We start from the raw sequence: 19,091 nt of genomic DNA on the forward strand, positions 1-19,091 counted from the left end.
TTATTCTATTTAAAATTATTTATAGCATTGCTTATTCTGGAGGTACTTTCCTCTTTACCAAGGGTTTCCAGGATATCCGGAACGTCCGGTCCTTTTAATTCTCCTACTAAAGCCAAACGTAGCGGCATCATTACTTTACCCATACCCAGTCCTTTGCTTTCCGCGAAATCATGCATTGTATGTTTCAATGTCTCTGAAGTAAAGTCTGTAGATGCAAAAGCTGATGCCAATTCTGCTAAAATTGCAGATGTTTCATCATTCCATGCTTTTTTAGATGCTTTTTCATCATAAGAAACCGGAGCTTCAAAGAAGAATTTTCCGTTTTCATAGATGTCTTTAGGGAAAGTTGCTCTTTCTTTCATCAGATGAATTACTTTCAACAGTTTTTCATCAGAAGCTCCTGCAAAATCAATAGCTGTGTTTTTCAATATCTGAAGAAGCTCTTCGTCAGATTTCATCTGAATATACTGATGGTTGAACCACTCCGATTTTTCTTTACTAAATCTTGCTCCCGCTTTATGTACTTTATGAAGGTCAAATTCCTTAATCATTTCCTCTAAAGGAAGAATTTCTTTATCATCTGCCGGAGACCATCCCAATAATGCTACCATATTGATGAAAGCATCAGGAAGATAACCGTTTTCTCTGTATCCTTTGGAAACTATGCCAGTAGCTGGATCTTTGAAGTCAAGCGGGAATACCGGAAATCCAAATTTATCTCCATCTCTTTTACTTAGTTTTCCTTTTCCTTCAGGTTTTAAAATTAAAGAAAGGTGTGCAAACTGTGGTGCTTCCCACTGCATTGCTTCATATAATAAAGTGTGGAGTCCTAAAGATGGCAGCCATTCTTCTCCACGGATGACGTGAGAGATTTCCATTTCATGGTCATCAATGATGTTGGCGAAATGATAAGTCGGCATTCCGTCATTCTTTACCAAAACTTTATCATCTAAAGTATTTGTATTTACAGAGAATTTTCCACGAATGATATCCTCAAGATTTAATACTCTGTCAACAGGCATTTTGAATCTTACGACATACGGAGTCTTTTCGTCTAGTAGTTTTTTAACTTCTTCTTCAGAAAGTGTCAGGCTGTTTCTAAGACCGTTTCTTGTTTTATTGTCATATGAGAAAACATCACCTTTGGCTTCATATTGTGCACGAATGGTATCCAGTTCTTCTGCAGTATCAAAAGCAATATAAGCATAATCTGTTTTTAAAATCTGCTCCGTATAGCGGTCATAGATGTCTCTTCTTTCAGACTGTCTGTAAGGAGCAAATTTTCCTCCTTTCTTAGGACTTTCATCCGGGATTATTCCGCACCATTCCAAAGCTTCTTCAATATATTCTTCAGCTCCTTCCACATATCTGGCAGTATCTGTATCTTCAATTCTCAATACAAATTCTCCTCCCTGGTTTTTAGCAAAAAGATAATCATATAATGCGGTTCTTACGCCTCCCAAATGTAATGGTCCTGTAGGACTTGGAGCAAAACGTACTCTTACTTTCTCCATTTCAATTTTAATTTTTGCAAATTTACTTAAAATTATGCGTTTAAGAGGTGATTTATGACCTGGTATTCTTTTTTTTAATTCCAATTTTTGTATTTATTTCTGCGGATTTTCGTGAAATACTGTTTTAAAGCTTTGAATCTTATTATTTCGGATTATGATTTTAATTCATGAAGGATCATGTATGACTGATTATATTATGAAAATTAAGCTCATAAAGGAAAAGTATTATATTAATGTTTGTATCTTCTAATGGATGTAATAAAGTTGGTTTTTATAATTTGTTTTTATTGTTAAATCACAAATAAGTGACAGTTTGTTTCTTTGTTAATGGTGTGTTAAACCATAGTTGAATTCACTAAATAATGATATATATCATTGTGTGATTCCTTTTTTCACTCAGTGTTGAATATTATATTTGCCGGAAACTTTTAATTAATACTATGAAAAAACAAATTTTATTTTGCTTCAGTAGTTTACTGATGCTTTTCATGAGTTCATGTTCAACGGAAGAACTGAGCAACGAGGCAACACCTGAAAGCCCGGCGGCAAAAGCTAATCACCGATTATCAGCAGCCAAATTTGCAGGAGACGGAATTTACGATGTCTTAGGGCATGGTTATAATGTTGCCGGTGAATATGCCAATGCAACTGCAGCTGGTTTTAAAGTGATTGATATTGATCGTTTTAAAGTGGAGCAGACAAACAGATTGATCAGCGAAAACACTTTCTCACAGGAATATACTGAAGAATATGGTGAAAATGCTGAGGCATATTCTAAAATGGTTTCAACCAAAGTGAATGTTACTGCCGGTATTCCATTATTCAAGAAAACACTTTCAGTAGGATTTAACTCTGCAGTAACTACAAACAATAAGTTTGAAGGAAAATACATCTACGGAAGCTATAACCTTACCATTAAACAAAAAAGAGTAAGATTCAATGCAACTGCAGACATGTTGGGAGACTATCTTACTCCAGAATTTGTTCAGGATCTGCAGACAAAAACGCCACAACAAATTGTACAGGATTATGGAACTCACGTAACACTTGATATCTATACAGGAGCAAAACTTGATGTTTTATTCCAGGCGGAAACAAGAAGCCAGAGCCGTGACCGTGCTGCAAGAATTGGAGTAAAAGTAGGAATGAAAGATATCTTTGATGTAGATGTAACCAATGATGTGAATACTTCAGAATCCTCTATGAACTATTCTAAAAAATTATCCTTTAAAACAAGAGGAGGAGATCCATCAAAAGGGTTATTAGGAGAACTGAATCTTGATATGTCAAATCCAAAAATCAACTTTTCCAACTGGCAGAACAGCTCTAATACGAGCAATTCTGTTTTGGTAGATTTCGGAAACAACGGATTGGTTATTATCTATGACTTAGTGAAAGATGCTGCTAAAAAAGCTCAGCTTAAGGCTTATGTAGATCAGTATCTGATAGACAATAAAGTTTATATGGAATTCAATACCATTCCGGTATACAGATATTACAACGGAGTAGATCATTATTATACAAAAACTCCGGGAAGCTACAGTGGTTATTCTTATGAAGGAACAGAGTTCAACGCATTCTTATATAAAGCTCCAAATACAGTTCCTGTTTATAGATATTATAATGGGAAAGATCACTACTATACAAAAACTCCGGGATATTATCAGGGGTATGTAGATGAGGGAATTGAGTTTAATGCTTTTGCTACTCAACAGCCTAATACAGTTCCTATTTACAGATATTGGAATGGGAAAGATCATTATTATTCAAGATCAAGTGTAAGACCTTCTGGTTATGTTTCTGAAGGAATTGAATTCTACGCATACTAACTAGATAATATTAATATTTTACAAAAAACCGTCTCAAAGCTGAGACGGTTTCTTTATACTACGAAAAACCAAAATGAATATTTGTAAAATATTTTCGCTGACATTAGGAACAACTGAAAGAATATTTCAAGCAGTCTTATCATTAAAAATGTATTTTTGTACCTTATAAGTTTAGTTTATCAATGAAAGAGCATTTTGTCTTTACAGATGAAATCTGTGTCAGAAACTACAGAAATAAGATTGTCGTATTCCTGTTTCTGTCATTGAATAGGATAGAAGCTAAATAATTTAACTTATTTACTAACAAATGAAAATTATTTTCCACGAAAATCAATTATGTTATAGAGGGACTTCCAATGCCCTTTTTGATTACGCTTATTATAATGAGGAAATGCTTGGCAATGAATCAATGATTCTTTATCCCCAAAATAGTCCGAATAATGCAGAAGAAGCTATTGGGCGTTTTAAAAAAAGGTTTAATGTTGTTGGATATAGTGATATAAAGGAAAGAGATGCTCTTATTAAGAAATCAAATGCTGATCTTTTTTATGCGATAAAATCTGGTGAGAAGGAAACGGATACCCCACAAGATCTTATTAAAACGGTTATTCATGCGGTTTTTAAGTATAATGAGCCTTACGGTGATGTCTACGCATATGTCTCCGAATGGCTGGCAAAAACCATGAGTGATGGAAAGCTTCCTTTTGTTCCTCATATCGTAGATCTTCCTGAAATAGGAGGTGATCTTCGGGCCGAATTGAATATTCCGAAAGATGCTGTGGTATTTGCAAGATACGGAGGAACCGAAACTTTTGATATAGATTTCGTAATGGATGCTGTAAAGAAAACAGCCCTGAAAAATAAAAATATATATTTTGTTTTTATGGGAACCGATGCATTTGTAAAGAGAAACTTTTTCAGGTCTTACAAGAATATTATTTTCCTTCCTCCTACAACAGATGTTGAAAGAAAAGTGAAATTTATTAATACTTCTAATGCATTTTTGCATGCCCGTAGACAGGGAGAGAGTTTTGGAATGGCGGTAGGCGAGTTTTCCATTAAAAATAAACCTATTATAACATGGTCCGGATCTGATGAAAAGTCACATCTTGAGATTTTGGGAGATAAAGCGTTCTTATACAGCGATAAAAAAGATATCCTGCAGATTCTGAATAATTTTGAACCGGATCCTGATAAAAACTGGGATTGTTATTCTGAACTTTTCAATCCACGGACAGTCATGGAGAAATTTGAGAATGTTTTTATCAAATAATAAAAAAGGCTAGTGTTACAACAACATTAGCCTTTAATATTTTTGGTCTGAAGGAATTAAAAAAGGCTTTTAATTCTCATCTTTATTTTTTTTGTGAAAGATAAGTTCAGATTGAGTTTTTGCTGAGGATATTTCTTAGAAAAGGACAGAATAAATTCATCAATGTTTTTTGCCGGGAAAAAGGAAAGTTCTTTCCAGATCCCTTTATATAATGGATGGAAATCTATGAATGTTTTGTAATTATCAGAATTGACCTCTTTCCAGGAATTTAAAAATTTTGAAGTGTCAAAATCATTTTTATGCCCCCAGTTATTGATCTTTTCTGAAATTTCCATTTCTTCACGCGCCCAGGACTGATGAATTAAATAAAAATCTAATGGGAGAATTCTTCCCTTATTGGTATTTCTGGCATATTCATATTTAGGATAGTTTGTAATAAGCATACACTTCTCATCAAAAGGTGTAATAACGAAGAAACCTTCAGTATTATGTTTGAATAATGTAACGAAGTTTACCTGAAAATTAAAAGGATTTTTAGCTGGGTTCTTCAATAAGAATTTATTTCTTTTCAAAAACTGAGCTAATACCCTGAAATCATAGGCATATTCATCACCATCCATCTGGATATGCCATCCGCCAGACCCCATCTTTTCAGCCATCATATTTCTTTGTCTGGTCTCCAGATTCATCGGCTGCATACCTTCAATAAAAAAAGTGTCTTTATAAAAGATGATTTTATTCTTAATATCCAATTTTTTGATATCACTGAAAACATTTTCAGGAATATGGATGTCATTTCCCGCCCATGTTTTATTATTGGCATCATAGCTTATCACGATACAGTCTGCATGCTCATAAATATGCTGAAGAGATGTAAAGATGTAAGAGTAGTCATACGATAAAAGATATCCTACTTTAATAATATTTTTTTTATTACTCATTTTTTATTTTCTCTAAATTGGAATAAAGACCGTCTAATATACCTTTAATGTATGCTTTCGCCATAGAAAATTTTCCTTTTTTAAGTGCTTTCCTTGCGAATTTCCATCGTTCTTTGGTTACATATTTTATATTTCCATCGTATAATCTGCACATCCAGATTCGGTTTCTGGTGATATAATATTCGTAAAAACTGCCTTTATCACTGGCAAGGTTGAAAGCTTCACATTGGGTATTCACCGCAATCTTCCATTTGTTATTCCTAAGGAGGCGCAGACACCATTCAGACTCTTCATAATACATGAAAAAACGGGTATTCATTAAACCCACATCATCTAATATTTCCTTTCTGAACATTAATGCACTTCCATCTACATATTGTATGTTGTAGTTATAATGAGGAGCATTTACATGATTCTTATCCTTTTCAGAATTGGTATGTCCACCCTGAAAACCCTCTTCAGGGAATAGCAGTCCGCCGTCTGAAAATATTCTGTCACGAATGTTTCTGTAGCAGATGCGGGGACCTATTATTCCAATATCTGGAAGCTCTTTTAAATCTTGATATAACTGGCTGATCGTACTACGCGATATTTCAATGTCCGGATTTAATAATAAAAAATAATTCTTACCGTCTTCTATCGCTTTTTTTATGGCCAGATTATTACCGAAAGCGTAACCTCCATTATAATCACTTAAAATATAGTGTATGTGTTTTTGAGATCCCAGTTTCTCAATTTCTTTCCTGTCTTTTGAATTATTATCTACTACATAAATAGATTTTTGAGAAATTCCTTCGCTTAATAATGAATTAACTTCTCTGTTGGTGTCATCAAAAGAATTGTAATTCAATATGATAATTGCTAAATCATCCATTAATGTAAAATGTTTTTCCATTTTTCTATCGCTTTTTCTTCAGAAAAATTATTCTTAAAATAGACTTCAGCCTGTATTTTCATTTCCTGATAAGAAAATTCATTTTGTAGTAAAGACATTATCTGATCCCTAAAAAATTCCGGATTGTCAGTTACTAAGCAGCCATTTGAAATTTTTGACGGAAAGCCATCAATAGCTCTTTCGGTTCCTACTACAGGAAGACCGTAAGATAATGCTTCTATTACTTTTATTTTGATACCCGTACCTTCCAGCATCGGGCAAATTGCAATTTTCGACTGGTGGTAATATTCTTCTAAATTTTCTGCAAATTCTACCAACTTGACCCCTTCCCGTTCTTGGAAGTGTTTGCATATCCTTCCAATAATTACCATATGAATGTTTTTGGGAAGTAATGGATATACATGATCAAAAAACCATTGCATTGATTGTATATTGAAAATATTTTCAGACCCCACAAAAATTAAATCATACTTTTTATCAGTGTCATTTTTCTCGAAATGAGGGGTGAAAGAAGGAGGAATATTGATTACCTTTTCTCCTAAAAATCTTTTAAAAACAAGATGTTCATCTTCTGATATGGTGATCACCTTATCAAATTTTGAAAGGTTATTTATCTCCTCATTGAAGCGCTTTCCAATATCTAATGATTTGTTTTTGTAGAATTCATTGAGTGTAATCCAATCATGAGTGTCAATGATTTTTAAAGTATCTTTCATCGTCTCATTATCAATTAATCCGGCCCAGAACTCATAATTGATGACGATGGCATTATATTTTTCTTTATTGAAGATATTCGTAAATTCTTTCTTTGCAAAATCTGTCAATAAGTGGTTATACTCATTAGATTTTTTAGAAAATTTTGATATTTTGTATTTCCAGTAATCTGATGACGTTTTTATTTTCGGTGGTTTCTGATTGATTAAGAACAGATTGCCAACAATACTTTTATCAATTTCCGTAGTGTCGTTTTGTCCCTTATAAATCTCAGCAGCCCCCACCAGATCAATACTATAACCCAGATTTTTTAAAACAGTAAGAGTCGTTTTTGCTCTTGTGGTATTTCCGGCCCTGTTTGAAAAAGGATTTTCAGGGAAAAAGAATAGAATTTTTCTTTTCATTATAAAGATTTGATGGCTGAATTAAATTTGTTGATAATAGTGTCCCATGAATAGTTTTTCAAGACGTAATCTTTTGCTTTATTACCCTCTGAAATCAGATTTTCCTGTGTTTGCTGTAAGTAAAAAGTCAGAGCCTCGGAAAATTCATTACTGTCTGTGAAGCTTTTCCCGGTTTCACTCTTTTCAATATGCGAATACAGTACTTCACAGTTTTTGTTTACAATGACAGGAACTTTCAGTAACATGGCTTCTAATGTAATTAATGACAGACTTTCATAAAACGAAGGCATTATAAGTGCACTTGCATTTGCCAGCAACGCATTTTTAAGCTCATGATCTACAAATCCTGTCAGGATAATATCATCTCCCTGAGTTATTTTTTCATCAAGAGAATTTTTACCTACCAAAACTAACTTTATATCGCGATATTCAGAATTTTTTTCTTTAAAATCTTTAAAATATTCAATCATCATGACACAGCCTTTGTCTTCAACAATTCTTCCAATATAAATGAAATATTTGTTCTGATAAAGATCCTGCGGTAATGTGCCTGATGTAACGTCATAATCATCGAAACCAATTCCTGCAATTTCAGATTTTAATTTTCGGGACTGAGGGTAAACTTTCTCCACAAAATCCTTTTCAATCTGAGTATTATACATGATGAATTCTGGAAGAGAAAACAATTGAGAATAGCCATCAAGATAAAACTGAGGCTCATCGTGTGCCGTAGGAATGAGAATGCTTTTATCAGCAACTTCTCTTATACCTATATTGGTAGGGTGGTATAAATAGGTGAAGAAAATAAAAGCCTTATAATTTTCTTTTTTGTCTTTTATAAATTGAATTAAATCATTGGAATAGGGTCCCTGTACTTCTAACCATTCATTGAAATTAAAATCTTTTTTGTTGTATTTAAATCTCTTATAAAGCAAATAAGGGAAATTTAGAACACTTAGTTTTCTGCTATAATACTTATATAAGTTACGAGCTATTTTACTTAGCTCATTGAATTTTTTTAAGTCTTTTTTTAAAGTTTTAAATCTTCTTACTTTAATGTTGTTGATGATTTCAATTCCTTCCGGATAATGATTATCCCAACGTTCGAATTCTATAGCACAGGTTGTAATAATTTCAATATCATAGATGGCAGATAATTTTTCAGCTAGTAATCTTGCGTGAAGCTCTGCGCCTCCGTTGATCTCCAATCCATATCTTTGGACTACTATTGCAATTTTGTCTTTCATATGAAACATGATTATTATTTCATTATTAATCTATAGACCTGTCCATTGGATGACGGCCCGGAAAATTAACCAAATAAAATTATTTTCTGCCTTTTTTAAAAAACGCGTTTACTTTTTTTCTTATTTTATTATAAAGAGTACGTTCAAGATAATTGACTCTGGTGTTTAATCTTTCAATTTCGCTCAAATAGAAAACATTATTTACATCACTGCCTCCGCTGCTTTCTTTTTTACCAAAACCATCAATGAAACCCAGTCTTATTTTGAATAAATCCCCGATAGACTGGATAGAAAAATTCTCAGCGATTTGTGATTTTGCCTTTTCTCTCATTGAGGTCAGACTATCAAAATTGTTTTTGATGTATTGGAGTTTTTCAACAGCATCTTTCAGACTTGGTTTAGCAAGTGTTAAACCTTCGTCGATCAATCCTTTTGTATTGGAGGTTTTGATGAAATCATACTGAATGAGAAAACTGTTATTTACATTCATGAAATCAAGGTTTCCGGAATAACCTGTTCCGACTACAATTTTTCCATAAGCCATGGCTTCTGCCATTGTAAGCCCAAAACCTTCCGAACCATGAAGAGAAATCAAAACATCAGACTGCTGAATCAGAGAATGCAGCTTTTCCTTTGAAAAATGTTCATTAATGATAACCACGTTCGGGATATTATTGTAGGCTTCCAAAGCTTTCTGAGCATCTTTGCTTCTTTCAAGATTGTGTGTTTTTACAATAAGAACACTATTTTTATCCTCTTTGAATACCGTTGTGAAAGCTTCAAGTGTCGCTTCCGGGTTTTTTCTGATGGTCGTACTCAAAGAGTCAAAAATCGTAAGATAGATCTTTGAATCTGAAGAAATAGTATACTGGCTCAGTTCAAAATCCTTAGATTCTGCCATCTTTTGAATCGGGTGAGAAAATCTGATGACCGGAATTCCCGTATATTTTGTGAATATATTGACACAGAAATCACTTGGAACCCAAAGCTCATCAAAAACATTTAATATTTCGACAACTTTATCGGAAACTTCGGGAAATTCCCAGGCCCAGTAAATAATGTTATAATGATCCTTAAGATTCAGATCCTGATTCTTAGAGAAAAAATTGTTAATAAAATTGATGTTAATGTGGAAAACATTAATCGAAGATGATGTTTCGGAACCTGTATCAATTCTTTCAAAAGTTTCGCTGGAATAATTAATCCGGTTTACTTTGATACCGATTGTTTCCAATGCTAAGGCATTCAGTCTGGTTGCTTCAGAAATTCCAAAATTTCCGTCAAAAAAACCATGGTAATTTACACTTAATGACATGGATTATAATGTTTTAAGTTTTTCTTTTACTTCTTCCGGTGAAAATGCTCTCAGACTGTCCACAGAATGTTGGCTTAATGTATTCCAAAGTTCTTCATTAGTATTCAGCTGAATGATTGCTTCTGCAAAACTGTTTTCATCATTGGCAATCAATACATTTTTTTTATCGGTAAGCTTCATCCCTTCAGCACCAATGTCTGTGGTAACCACCGGGAAAAAGTATTCAAAAGCTTGCCCTATTTTTCCTTTTACCCCAGCTCCAAACCGTAAAGGAGCTACCATAATTTTAGAATTCATGAAATGCTCTTCAATACTTTCTACAAACCCTAAAAATTTAAACTTAGGATATAGTTTAAGGTCCAGTTTTTCAGAAACATTTCCAATGATACTTACTTCCAGTTCAGGATTTGTTTTCCAGACAATGGGCATTATTTTTTCATAAAGGAACTTTACCGCATCAATATTCGGTTCATGGATAGACCCGATGAAGGTGATTCCTTTACTTTCACTAAAGTTCTTCCTTTCTGAAATATCAATTTTAGGATAGTGAATGTTCGAAATGGTAATGATCTTATTTTTATCCGCGTACTGGCTCATAATCTCTTTCTCTTTATCCGAGATGGCAATAATGTAGTCCAGCTGTGGTGCAACAACCGTTTCCAGGCGGAAGAAATGCTTGTAATTTTTCTTTAAAGAAATACGGGTTGGTTCCAGTTCAATCGCTCTTTTAAACCTTAAAAAATGAATATCCACCATATCATAAATGAATCGGGTAGAAGGGAGAAGAGCCTTCATCTTTTTGTAAAACAGATTCAGGGCAAGAGGCCCATTAAACCAAATATAATCTACCTTTTTAAAGGAAGACAGGAAATCATAGATATTCTTATATTTATTGTTCTCTACATACACAATAACATCATGCTGCTGATAAAACTTTACATATGAATCGTCTTCAAAAATATGTGGAGCAAATAAAATGCAGTTGTATCCTAATTCTTTGTAGATCAATATAAGTTCTTTCAGTCTGTTAGCCCCGGATTCTTTATCATGGGCAGGAAAATCTCTTGAAGCAAACAGGATTGTTTTTTGGGAATCGTCAAACAGATTGATATTGACTATATCCTTAGACTGAAGATATTTGAGCTTTTCTTTTCTTTCGAAGTGTTTTTTTATTTTTTTTAAGATTCCCATTTGCTAGTTTTTAGTATCAAGTTCAAAAACTTTGTTTACCCAACTATCCAAAGTATATCTGTGGTAGATTTCCTCAGGAATTTTTTCGTAAGGTGTTTCAAAAAAAGATTTGTCAAGATTACTAATATTTTTGTTTAAAATCAAAATATTATTGGGATTGTAAAAATCATAGGTTTTAATGGCTTCATTATCAGTAATGATTTTCTTCTCCAGAGACATCGCTTCAAAAACTCTGAAACTAAGCCCATATTGACCTTCACGCATCAGGTCAAGCAACACTTTTGAATTTTTATAATACTTAGGAAGATCATTATGGGGGATCTTTTTGATGCTGAAAATCAGAAAGAGGTTTTTAGGTACCGTCATGAACATGTTCGTCAGCTGATGTTTCCATGATTTTTTCCCGATAATCATAATCTGGAATTTCAGACCCTGCTCAATCAGCTTTTTAGCCAGTAATTTTATCAGCGAAACCCTTCTGTTATCATAAGAGGTGATATAGAAAAGATCCATTTCAGGTTGCTGGATTTCTTTTGCGCAGTGAGGCAGATAAATATAATTTGTCAGTTTCTCAAACCCATGCTTTTTAACATCTATATAATCAAAGGAAAATACTTTGTCAAAAAGGTAGAGTTTGTCTTCTACAGGAACTCTTTCAAGGTTGTCATAAAGATAGGTAACCAGGCGGTCTGTATATTTTCGGATTTTTTCAAGGGTTGAAAGATCAAATGTATCAGGGTTCATCACTAATATCTGATCCTGATGTCCTAATTTTTCCAGGGCATCCAGAACATATTTCTGTCTTTTTTCAGTCTTAAGATTTTTGTTTAAAAAGGTTTTGCTTAAAGCATTTACAGCTCTTTCATTGAAATTGGAATGAGTAACGGTACTGATCTTTATATGATGGGCATCAATACCCCGTTTGCATAATGTTTCAACAATATACTTATCATAATCCCAAAAATCATAACTAATGATACAAATCTTCATTCAACTAATTTTGCTCTTTTTTTAATGATTCATAGGTTTCGAAAACGCTTAAAGATTGCAGGTAAGATAACTGATACCCTTCTTTTCCGTCTAAAATACCTAATCTCATTATGTAGGCTTTAAAGAATTTAAAAGCTGTTTTAAGATATTGCACTAAAACATTGTACTTTTTCCCTTTTGCAGCCAGTTCTTTCCCCTTTAAAACTCCGTAATGAATCATTTTTTTTCTATAAGATTCATAATCTGAAACGGAGTAATGTAGTAATTTATTTTTTAAAATCCCAATGGTTCCGTTGACTTCCAGAGTTTCGTGTACCTTTTTCCCTGCCATGTATCTGGCCTTCGATTTTCTGAAAAGCCTGAAATTTTTATCAGACTGTGTTCCTGAAAAATGAATCGGTTTCTGAGCAAAAAAGAATTTCCTGTAAAAATAATAGGCATCTTTTTGCCCGGGTTTATTCAGCTCACCTATAATTTCCTGCTTCAAGGCTGGTGTAAGCCTTTCATCACCGTCCAAAAATAGAACCCAGTCATTTTTTGCAGAATCCAGAGCCAAATTTCTTTGCTTTGTAAAGTCTTCAAATGTATTTTGAACCACTTTTACATTAGGGAATTTCTTTGCAATTTCTACAGTTTTATCCGTGCTAAATGAGTCTATCACTACTATTTCATCACAGAAATCAAAAGACTCAAGGACAGCCTGTATATTTTTTTCTTCATTATATGTTATGATTAAACCACTTATATTCATCACAACGATTTGTTTGATAGAGGAGTACATCAAAATACTCCTTTAAAATTGTTTTTTAAAATAGTTTTAATCTTCCAAAGATAAGTTTTAATTTGAACTTTATGATCGAATCTTTGCCTTTTATATCAACTCTACACAGTTCGTATGGGTGCTGTGTTGGGTAGTAATTAACTCTATTTCCAATTCTTACTGCAAAATCAATTCCTATTTTTTTCAAAAAAGAAAAAAAAGCAGATTTTTCCTCTTTTTGATTAGGATATTTTCCATAAGGGTACGCTAAAACCTTTGAATACGGTATCTTTTGGGCATCGAGAATTTGCATATTCTTTTCTAGATCTTTTTCTATAAGATCTAAAGACATGTTTTTCAGGTTTTCATGGGCATGACTGTGAAGAGCAATCTCAAAATATTTTTTATCCAGACTTCTGATTTCATCAAAGGTCATCATCGGATAATTTTGATATCCTTTTTCGATAAATCCTGTGGGAATAAAAATGGTTGCTTTGAGATTATATTTTTCCAGTAAAGATGGCAGATATTCAAAATTGTTTCTGTAGCCGTCATCAAAGGTGATAACAATATTTTTTTTCGCAGAAACACTGAGTTCTGAAAAAAACTTTGAAGTATATTTTTTATGGCTTAGATATGAAAACTGTTGTTCAAGGTTTTCTAAACTTACCGTAAGGTCTTCATGACTTTCTTTTTCAACCTGATGGTACATGAGGATGATCAGTCTGTTGTGTGGGAAGGCAAAGAGATACAGACGAAAATATATGACGATAAATACCGCTAATAAAACAGGAATAAGATAAAAGATCATGCTATTTTACCGTATTTTTTTCAATTTCCAGTAGTCTTACTTTTTCGCGCAATTTAATATATTTCAAAAAGGTGTAATAGGACATTGTTTTGGCAATGTAATATCCAGGGAATCCGTCCAGAAACCCTAATTTGAAAATAAATACCTTGATAAATTCAAAAACAGGACTTACAATGATTTTAAATCTATTGATTTTTTTTCCTCTTTCAAACATTTTCTCCGCCATCATATCGGAATATTTATTGATTTTTGAGACATGGTGGTGAATACTTTTGTAAGTATAATGATTCAGCCTTCCGTCCAATAACCCCACTTTTTCATAGGTAATCAAAAATTCATGAACCTTGTCATGTGAATACGCGGCATATTCTTTTTTGAAAAGCCTTTCACGGCATACATTTCCCCAACCACCGTGTTTGATTAGGTGGGAGCCTAGATGATTATCAAATCTGGCCTTATACACATTGAATTCTGTACTTGCTGAAGAAACGATTCTCTGTATGGATCTTTTCAGATTTTCATCAGGAACTTCATCAGCATCCAGAAACAGAACCCATTCATGAGAACATAAATTAAGGGCATGGTTTTTTTGTTCACCATACCCGTTAAATTTTTTCTCAAAGAATTGTACCTGTTGATATTTTTGAGTGCAGATTTCTTTTGTCTTATCTGTTGAAAAGCTATCGACAATGATAATCTCATCAGCTATATCTACTAATGAATCTAAAAGTCTTACGATGTTTTCTTCTTCATTATAAGTGATGATTGCAAGGGAAAGAGCCATTTATTTATACTCGAGAATAGTCTTTTCAATAATCTTTACACAATCTAGTAATTGCTCTTCAGTAATTACCAATGGTGGTGCCAATCTGATGATATTACCATGGGTAGGCTTTGCCAGTAATCCGTTTTCTTTTAGTTGCAGGCAAAGGTTCCATGCAGTAGAACTGTCAGGGGTGTCGTTGATCAGGATAGCATTTAAAAGTCCTTTTCCTCTTACTTTGGTAATAAGATCTGACTTTTCGATCAATTTTTCAATTTCAGATCTGAACAGTTGGCCAAGTTCTTCAGCTCTTTCAGACAATTTTTCATCTGCTACTACATCCAATGCTGCTACGGCTACCGCACAGGCAATCGGGTTTCCTCCGAATGTAGAACCATGTTGTCCGGGCTTAATGACATTCATGATGCTGTCATTCGCTAAAACAGCGGATACCGGGTACATTCCTCCGGAAAGTGCTTTTCCTAAAATTAAGATATCCGGCTGTACATCCTCGTGATGACAGGCAATCAGTCTTCCTGTTCTTGCAATACCCGTCTGAACTTCATCTGCAATGAAAAGAACGTTGTATTTTTTACATAGTTCAGAAGCATTTTTAAGGAATTTTTCATCCGGAACATATACTCCAGCTTCTCCCTGAATAGGTTCTACAAGGAATGCAGCAATATTATCTGCTTCTCTGCTCAAAACTTCTTCTAAGGCGGCAATATCATTGTAAGGAATTTTGATAAATCCTGGTGTAAAAGGTCCGTAGTTCTGGTTAGCATCCGGATCATTAGAGAAAGAAACGATAGTTGTCGTTCTTCCGTGGAAATTATTTTCGCAAACGATTATTTTTGCTGCGTTTTCCGAAATCCCTTTTACTTCATAACTCCATTTTCTTGCTAGCTTTACTGCGGTTTCCACAGCTTCAGCTCCGGAATTCATTGGTAAAACTTTATCAAACTCGAAAAGAGTTGTGATTTTTTGTTCGTATTCTCCCAATTTAGAGTTGTAGAATGCTCTTGATGTTAGAGCCAGTTTTTTTGCCTGCTCTACCAATGCTTCTACAATTTTAGGGTGAGAATGCCCCTGATTCACAGCAGAATATGCTGAAAGAAAATCATAATACCTTTTGCCTTCTACATCCCAAACGAAAACACCTTCTCCACGATCCAGAACTACTGGAAGCGGGTGGTAATTGTGTGCTCCATGTTTGTCTTCAAGGTCAATAAAATACTGTGAGTTTTTTGTTTGTTCTGCTGTTGACATATATTTTGGTTTTCAACAAATTTACACAATATTAATGATATGCCTGAACAAATACCTAGTGTCGTATGGAGGTCTAATTAAAGTAGATTTTAAGGCGGAATAATGTCGGATCAAAAATATTTTCTTTGTCGACAGGTTGTTTTAGGTTTTATATCTTTCTTATGGCAGAATTTTATTTTTATTAAATTTTCATTAAATAATTAACGATAGATTACTTTTAATTGTTTTTATGATATGTAATCTGAGATACTGTATGAGATGGGTGGAAATAAAAACTGCCTCAAAAAGAGGCAGTTTCATTTGTATATTTTAAAATAATCTTAGTGATTATCATATTTTCTATCCATTACAAAATCTTCCATGAATTTTGTCGTATAGTTTCCTGCAAGATAATCTTCATTATCCATTAGTTGTCTGTGGAAAGGAATAGTTGTTTTTACTCCTTCAATATAGAATTCCTCAAGAGCACGTCTCATTTTTGCAATAGCTTCTTCACGGGTTTGAGCCGTTGTGATAAGCTTAGCAATCATAGAGTCATAGTTGGAAGGAATGCTGTATCCTGAATAGACGTGAGTGTCTACTCTGATTCCGTGTCCGCCAGGGATGTTTAATCCTGTGATTTTTCCTGGAGATGGTCTGAAATCTGCATAAGGATCTTCTGCGTTGATTCTACACTCAATTGAATGTAATTTAGGGTAATAATTGATTCCTGAAATAGGAGTTCCCGCAGCAAGAAGAATCTGTTCTCTGATCAGGTCATAATCAATTACCTGTTCAGTAATAGGGTGCTCTACCTGGATTCTTGTATTCATTTCCATGAAATAGAAATTTCTATGTTTGTCTACAAGGAATTCGATAGTTCCTACACCTTCGTACCCAATGAATTCAGCAGCTTTTACGGCAGCATCACCCATTTTCTCACGAAGTTCATCTGTCATGAAAGGAGAAGGTGTTTCTTCAGTTAATTTCTGATTTCTTCTCTGTACAGAACAGTCTCTTTCAGAAAGGTGGCATGCTTTACCGAATTGGTCACCGGCAACCTGAATTTCGATGTGTCTAGGTTCTTCAATCAGTTTTTCCATATACATCCCTCCGTTTCCGAAGGCAGCTACAGCTTCCTGAATGGCAGACTCCCAGTGATCTTTAAGGTCTTCAGCTTTCCAAACAGCTCTCATTCCTTTTCCACCACCACCAGCAGTTGCTTTGATCATTACCGGGTATCCTGTTTCTTCGGCCACTTTTACAGCGTGTTCGTAAGATTCTATCAATCCGTCAGAACCTGGTACACATGGTACACCTGCAGCTTTCATGGTAGCCTTAGCATTAGCTTTATCTCCCATTTTTTCAATCTGCTCAGGAGAAGCACCAATAAATTTGATGCCGTTCTTTTGACAGATTCTTGAGAAGTTAGCATTTTCAGATAAGAATCCATACCCTGGGTGAATAGCGTCAGCATTGGTAATTTCCGCAGCTGCAATAATGTTAGGGATTTTAAGATAGGAGTCTTTACTCATTGCAGGGCCAATACATACCGCTTCATCAGCAAATCTTACGTGAAGACTGTCTTTATCAGCAGTAGAGTATACCGCAACGGTTTTGATCCCCATTTCTTTACAAGTACGTAAAATACGCATTGCAATTTCGCCACGATTGGCTATTAATATTTTTTTGAACATCTCCGAAATTTTAAATTATAAATTTTGAATTTTAAATTATTTTAAATGAAAAAGATTCATCTAAAATTTATAATCTTTAATCTAAAATTCCTTAAGATGGATCTACTAAGAATAAAGGTTGGTCATATTCTACAGGAGTAGCATCGTCAACTAAGATTTTAACGATTTTTCCGCTGATTTCAGATTCAATCTGGTTGAATAGTTTCATTGCTTCAATAACGCAAACTACTTTACCAACAGAAACTTCGTCACCTACATTTACAAATACATCTTTATCAGGAGATGGTTTTCTATAGAAAGTACCAATCATAGGAGACTTGATTGTTACATACTTGCTGTCATCAGATGCAGCTTCAGCTTTCTCAGCAGCAGCAGGAGTTGCAACAGGTGCCGGAGCCGCTACAGCTTGTGGCGCAGTGTGGTATACTGCAGGCTGTGCATACACAGCGTCGCTTCCAGCTAATGGAGTTTTAATAGTGATTTCGAAATCTTTAGTCTTGTATTTTACTTCTGAAACTTCAGCTTTAGATACAAACTTAATAAGATTTTGTATGTCTTTAATGTCCATAAATTTGATATTTGATTTTGGGTCAAAGATACCAAAAAAACGTAAAAAACAACAAAAAACCGCCAAATTTTATCAAAATTGGGCGGTTTTTGTATTAAAACGAGGCTTTTTCAATGAAAAGCAACTCTTAGTTTTCTTCAGTAGCAGCTACTTCTTTTTCCAATACTACTTTACCTCTGTAGTAAAGTTTTCCTTCATGCCAGTGAGCTCTATGGTATAGGTGAAGCTCTCCTGTTGTTGCATCTTTAGCTAATTGAGGAACTACAGCTTTGTAGTGAGTTCTTCTCTTATCTCTTCTTGTCGACGACTGTCTTCTCTTTGGATGTGCCATTTTCTAATAACTTTTTTAATTGATGAGCGATGAGATTCATCATCTCATCATATTTAAATTATTCTATTTAATTATTGTCTCTTAACTTTCTTAAAGCATCCCATCTGGGATCGTTTTCATGTTCTTCCTCTTCTGTTTCCTCAATATCTTTCGGACTGAACTGGTCAAGAATTTCAAGATCTTCATTGCTTACATTCGGTGAAATCTTTTTCATCGGGATAGAAAGCATTACATTTTCATAAATCAAATGTGCTACATTGAAAGCATGCTCTGCGGTAGGAATGGTAATAACATCTTCATTGCTGTCATCATATTCTTCCCCGAAATTCACCAAAATCTTGATTTCATTCTCAATAGGATAGTCAAAATCTTCGTTTGTAATATCACAAACCAATTCAACCAATCCATTAATTTTAATCTCAAATTCTAAAAAAGTAGTGTGTTTATCAAGTGATACATTCACTTCTATTCTAGGATTTGTAAATTCCTGCTCAGTGTCAAATAATTGAAAGAACGTTTTATCTATCTCAAACTTGAACCCGTGTTTTCCGTTTTTTAGTCCGGAAAAGCTTACGTCATAGTTTCTTAACTTGTCCATAA

At 34.1% G+C, this 19,091-nt stretch carries 18 protein-coding genes; 2 read left to right on the forward strand and 16 right to left on the reverse strand.

Annotated elements, in window-relative coordinates; genetic code table 11:
• Nucleotides 1–5: 5 nt before the first annotated feature.
• Complete coding sequence (gltX, locus tag ACPF63_RS23815; protein ID WP_426481545.1) at nt 6–1,514, reverse strand: glutamate--tRNA ligase; 1,509 nt, start codon at nt 1,512–1,514, stop codon at nt 6–8.
• 440 nt (nt 1,515–1,954) lie between these two features.
• Between gltX and ACPF63_RS23820 the strand changes: the two genes are divergently transcribed.
• Both ACPF63_RS23820 and ACPF63_RS23825 read left to right on the forward strand, forming a co-directional pair.
• Nucleotides 1,955–3,343, forward strand: a complete 1,389-nt coding sequence (locus ACPF63_RS23820; RefSeq protein ID WP_426481546.1) for an MAC/perforin domain-containing protein — start codon at nt 1,955–1,957, stop codon at nt 3,341–3,343.
• Between the two features lie 307 nt (nt 3,344–3,650).
• A complete protein-coding gene (locus ACPF63_RS23825; RefSeq protein ID WP_426481547.1) occupies nt 3,651–4,616 on the forward strand; it encodes a hypothetical protein in 966 nt (321 codons plus the stop codon).
• Nucleotides 4,617–4,672: 56 nt separating this feature from the next.
• Here ACPF63_RS23825 and ACPF63_RS23830 read toward each other — a convergent pair whose 3' ends face one another.
• The 15 genes from ACPF63_RS23830 to ACPF63_RS23900 all read right to left on the reverse strand — a co-directional run bounded on the left by ACPF63_RS23830 (nt 4,673) and on the right by ACPF63_RS23900 (nt 19,089).
• Nucleotides 4,673–5,557: a hypothetical protein gene (locus ACPF63_RS23830; RefSeq protein ID WP_426481548.1), complete on the reverse strand. Its 885-nt coding sequence runs from the start codon at nt 5,555–5,557 to the stop codon at nt 4,673–4,675.
• Complete coding sequence (locus ACPF63_RS23835; protein WP_426481549.1) at nt 5,550–6,452, reverse strand: glycosyltransferase family 2 protein; 903 nt, start codon at nt 6,450–6,452, stop codon at nt 5,550–5,552. Before ACPF63_RS23835 ends, ACPF63_RS23830 begins: the two co-directional genes overlap by 8 nt.
• Nucleotides 6,431–7,570 (reverse strand): glycosyltransferase, encoded by a 1,140-nt coding sequence (locus tag ACPF63_RS23840; protein ID WP_426481550.1) that lies wholly within the window; start codon nt 7,568–7,570, stop codon nt 6,431–6,433. Before ACPF63_RS23840 ends, ACPF63_RS23835 begins: the two co-directional genes overlap by 22 nt.
• Nucleotides 7,570–8,817, reverse strand: a complete 1,248-nt coding sequence (locus tag ACPF63_RS23845; protein ID WP_426481551.1) for a glycosyltransferase family 4 protein — start codon at nt 8,815–8,817, stop codon at nt 7,570–7,572. The genes ACPF63_RS23840 and ACPF63_RS23845 overlap by 1 nt, the downstream gene beginning before the upstream one ends.
• Before the next feature lie 79 nt (nt 8,818–8,896).
• Nucleotides 8,897–10,132, reverse strand: coding sequence for a glycosyltransferase (locus tag ACPF63_RS23850; protein WP_077418801.1), 1,236 nt, complete (start codon nt 10,130–10,132; stop codon nt 8,897–8,899).
• 3 nt (nt 10,133–10,135) lie between these two features.
• The gene (locus tag ACPF63_RS23855) at nt 10,136–11,323 is read right to left on the reverse strand and encodes a glycosyltransferase family 4 protein (RefSeq protein ID WP_426481552.1); all 1,188 of its coding nucleotides are present in this window, start codon (nt 11,321–11,323) and stop codon (nt 10,136–10,138) included.
• A 3-nt stretch (nt 11,324–11,326) separates the two neighbouring features.
• On the reverse strand, nt 11,327–12,313 hold the full coding sequence (locus tag ACPF63_RS23860) for a glycosyltransferase family protein (protein WP_426481553.1): 987 nt from the start codon (nt 12,311–12,313) through the stop codon (nt 11,327–11,329).
• Between the two features lie 4 nt (nt 12,314–12,317).
• Nucleotides 12,318–13,064 carry a glycosyltransferase family 2 protein gene (locus tag ACPF63_RS23865; RefSeq protein ID WP_426483243.1) on the reverse strand — a complete coding sequence of 249 codons (747 nt, stop codon included), beginning with the start codon at nt 13,062–13,064 and terminating at the stop codon, nt 12,318–12,320.
• A 55-nt stretch (nt 13,065–13,119) separates the two neighbouring features.
• The gene (locus tag ACPF63_RS23870; RefSeq protein WP_426481554.1) at nt 13,120–13,884 is read right to left on the reverse strand and encodes a polysaccharide deacetylase family protein; all 765 of its coding nucleotides are present in this window, start codon (nt 13,882–13,884) and stop codon (nt 13,120–13,122) included.
• Nucleotide 13,885: 1 nt separating this feature from the next.
• Nucleotides 13,886–14,668 carry a glycosyltransferase family 2 protein gene (locus ACPF63_RS23875; RefSeq protein WP_426481555.1) on the reverse strand — a complete coding sequence of 261 codons (783 nt, stop codon included), beginning with the start codon at nt 14,666–14,668 and terminating at the stop codon, nt 13,886–13,888.
• Nucleotides 14,669–15,916 carry an ornithine--oxo-acid transaminase gene (gene rocD / locus ACPF63_RS23880; protein WP_426481556.1) on the reverse strand — a complete coding sequence of 416 codons (1,248 nt, stop codon included), beginning with the start codon at nt 15,914–15,916 and terminating at the stop codon, nt 14,669–14,671.
• Between the two features lie 320 nt (nt 15,917–16,236).
• Entirely contained in the window at nt 16,237–17,592 is a 1,356-nt protein-coding gene (gene accC, locus ACPF63_RS23885) for an acetyl-CoA carboxylase biotin carboxylase subunit (RefSeq protein ID WP_047385963.1), read from the reverse strand.
• 91 nt (nt 17,593–17,683) lie between these two features.
• Entirely contained in the window at nt 17,684–18,160 is a 477-nt protein-coding gene (gene accB, locus ACPF63_RS23890) for an acetyl-CoA carboxylase biotin carboxyl carrier protein (RefSeq protein ID WP_077418808.1), read from the reverse strand.
• 127 nt (nt 18,161–18,287) lie between these two features.
• Nucleotides 18,288–18,491, reverse strand: a complete 204-nt coding sequence (gene rpmF, locus ACPF63_RS23895) for a 50S ribosomal protein L32 (RefSeq protein WP_002976251.1) — start codon at nt 18,489–18,491, stop codon at nt 18,288–18,290.
• A 67-nt stretch (nt 18,492–18,558) separates the two neighbouring features.
• Nucleotides 18,559–19,089, reverse strand: coding sequence for a YceD family protein (locus tag ACPF63_RS23900; protein ID WP_426481557.1), 531 nt, complete (start codon nt 19,087–19,089; stop codon nt 18,559–18,561).
• Nucleotides 19,090–19,091 lie beyond the last annotated feature (2 nt).

It is taken from the genome of Chryseobacterium sp. R2ACT005, assembly GCF_049949215.1.
Classification (GTDB): domain Bacteria; phylum Bacteroidota; class Bacteroidia; order Flavobacteriales; family Weeksellaceae; genus Chryseobacterium.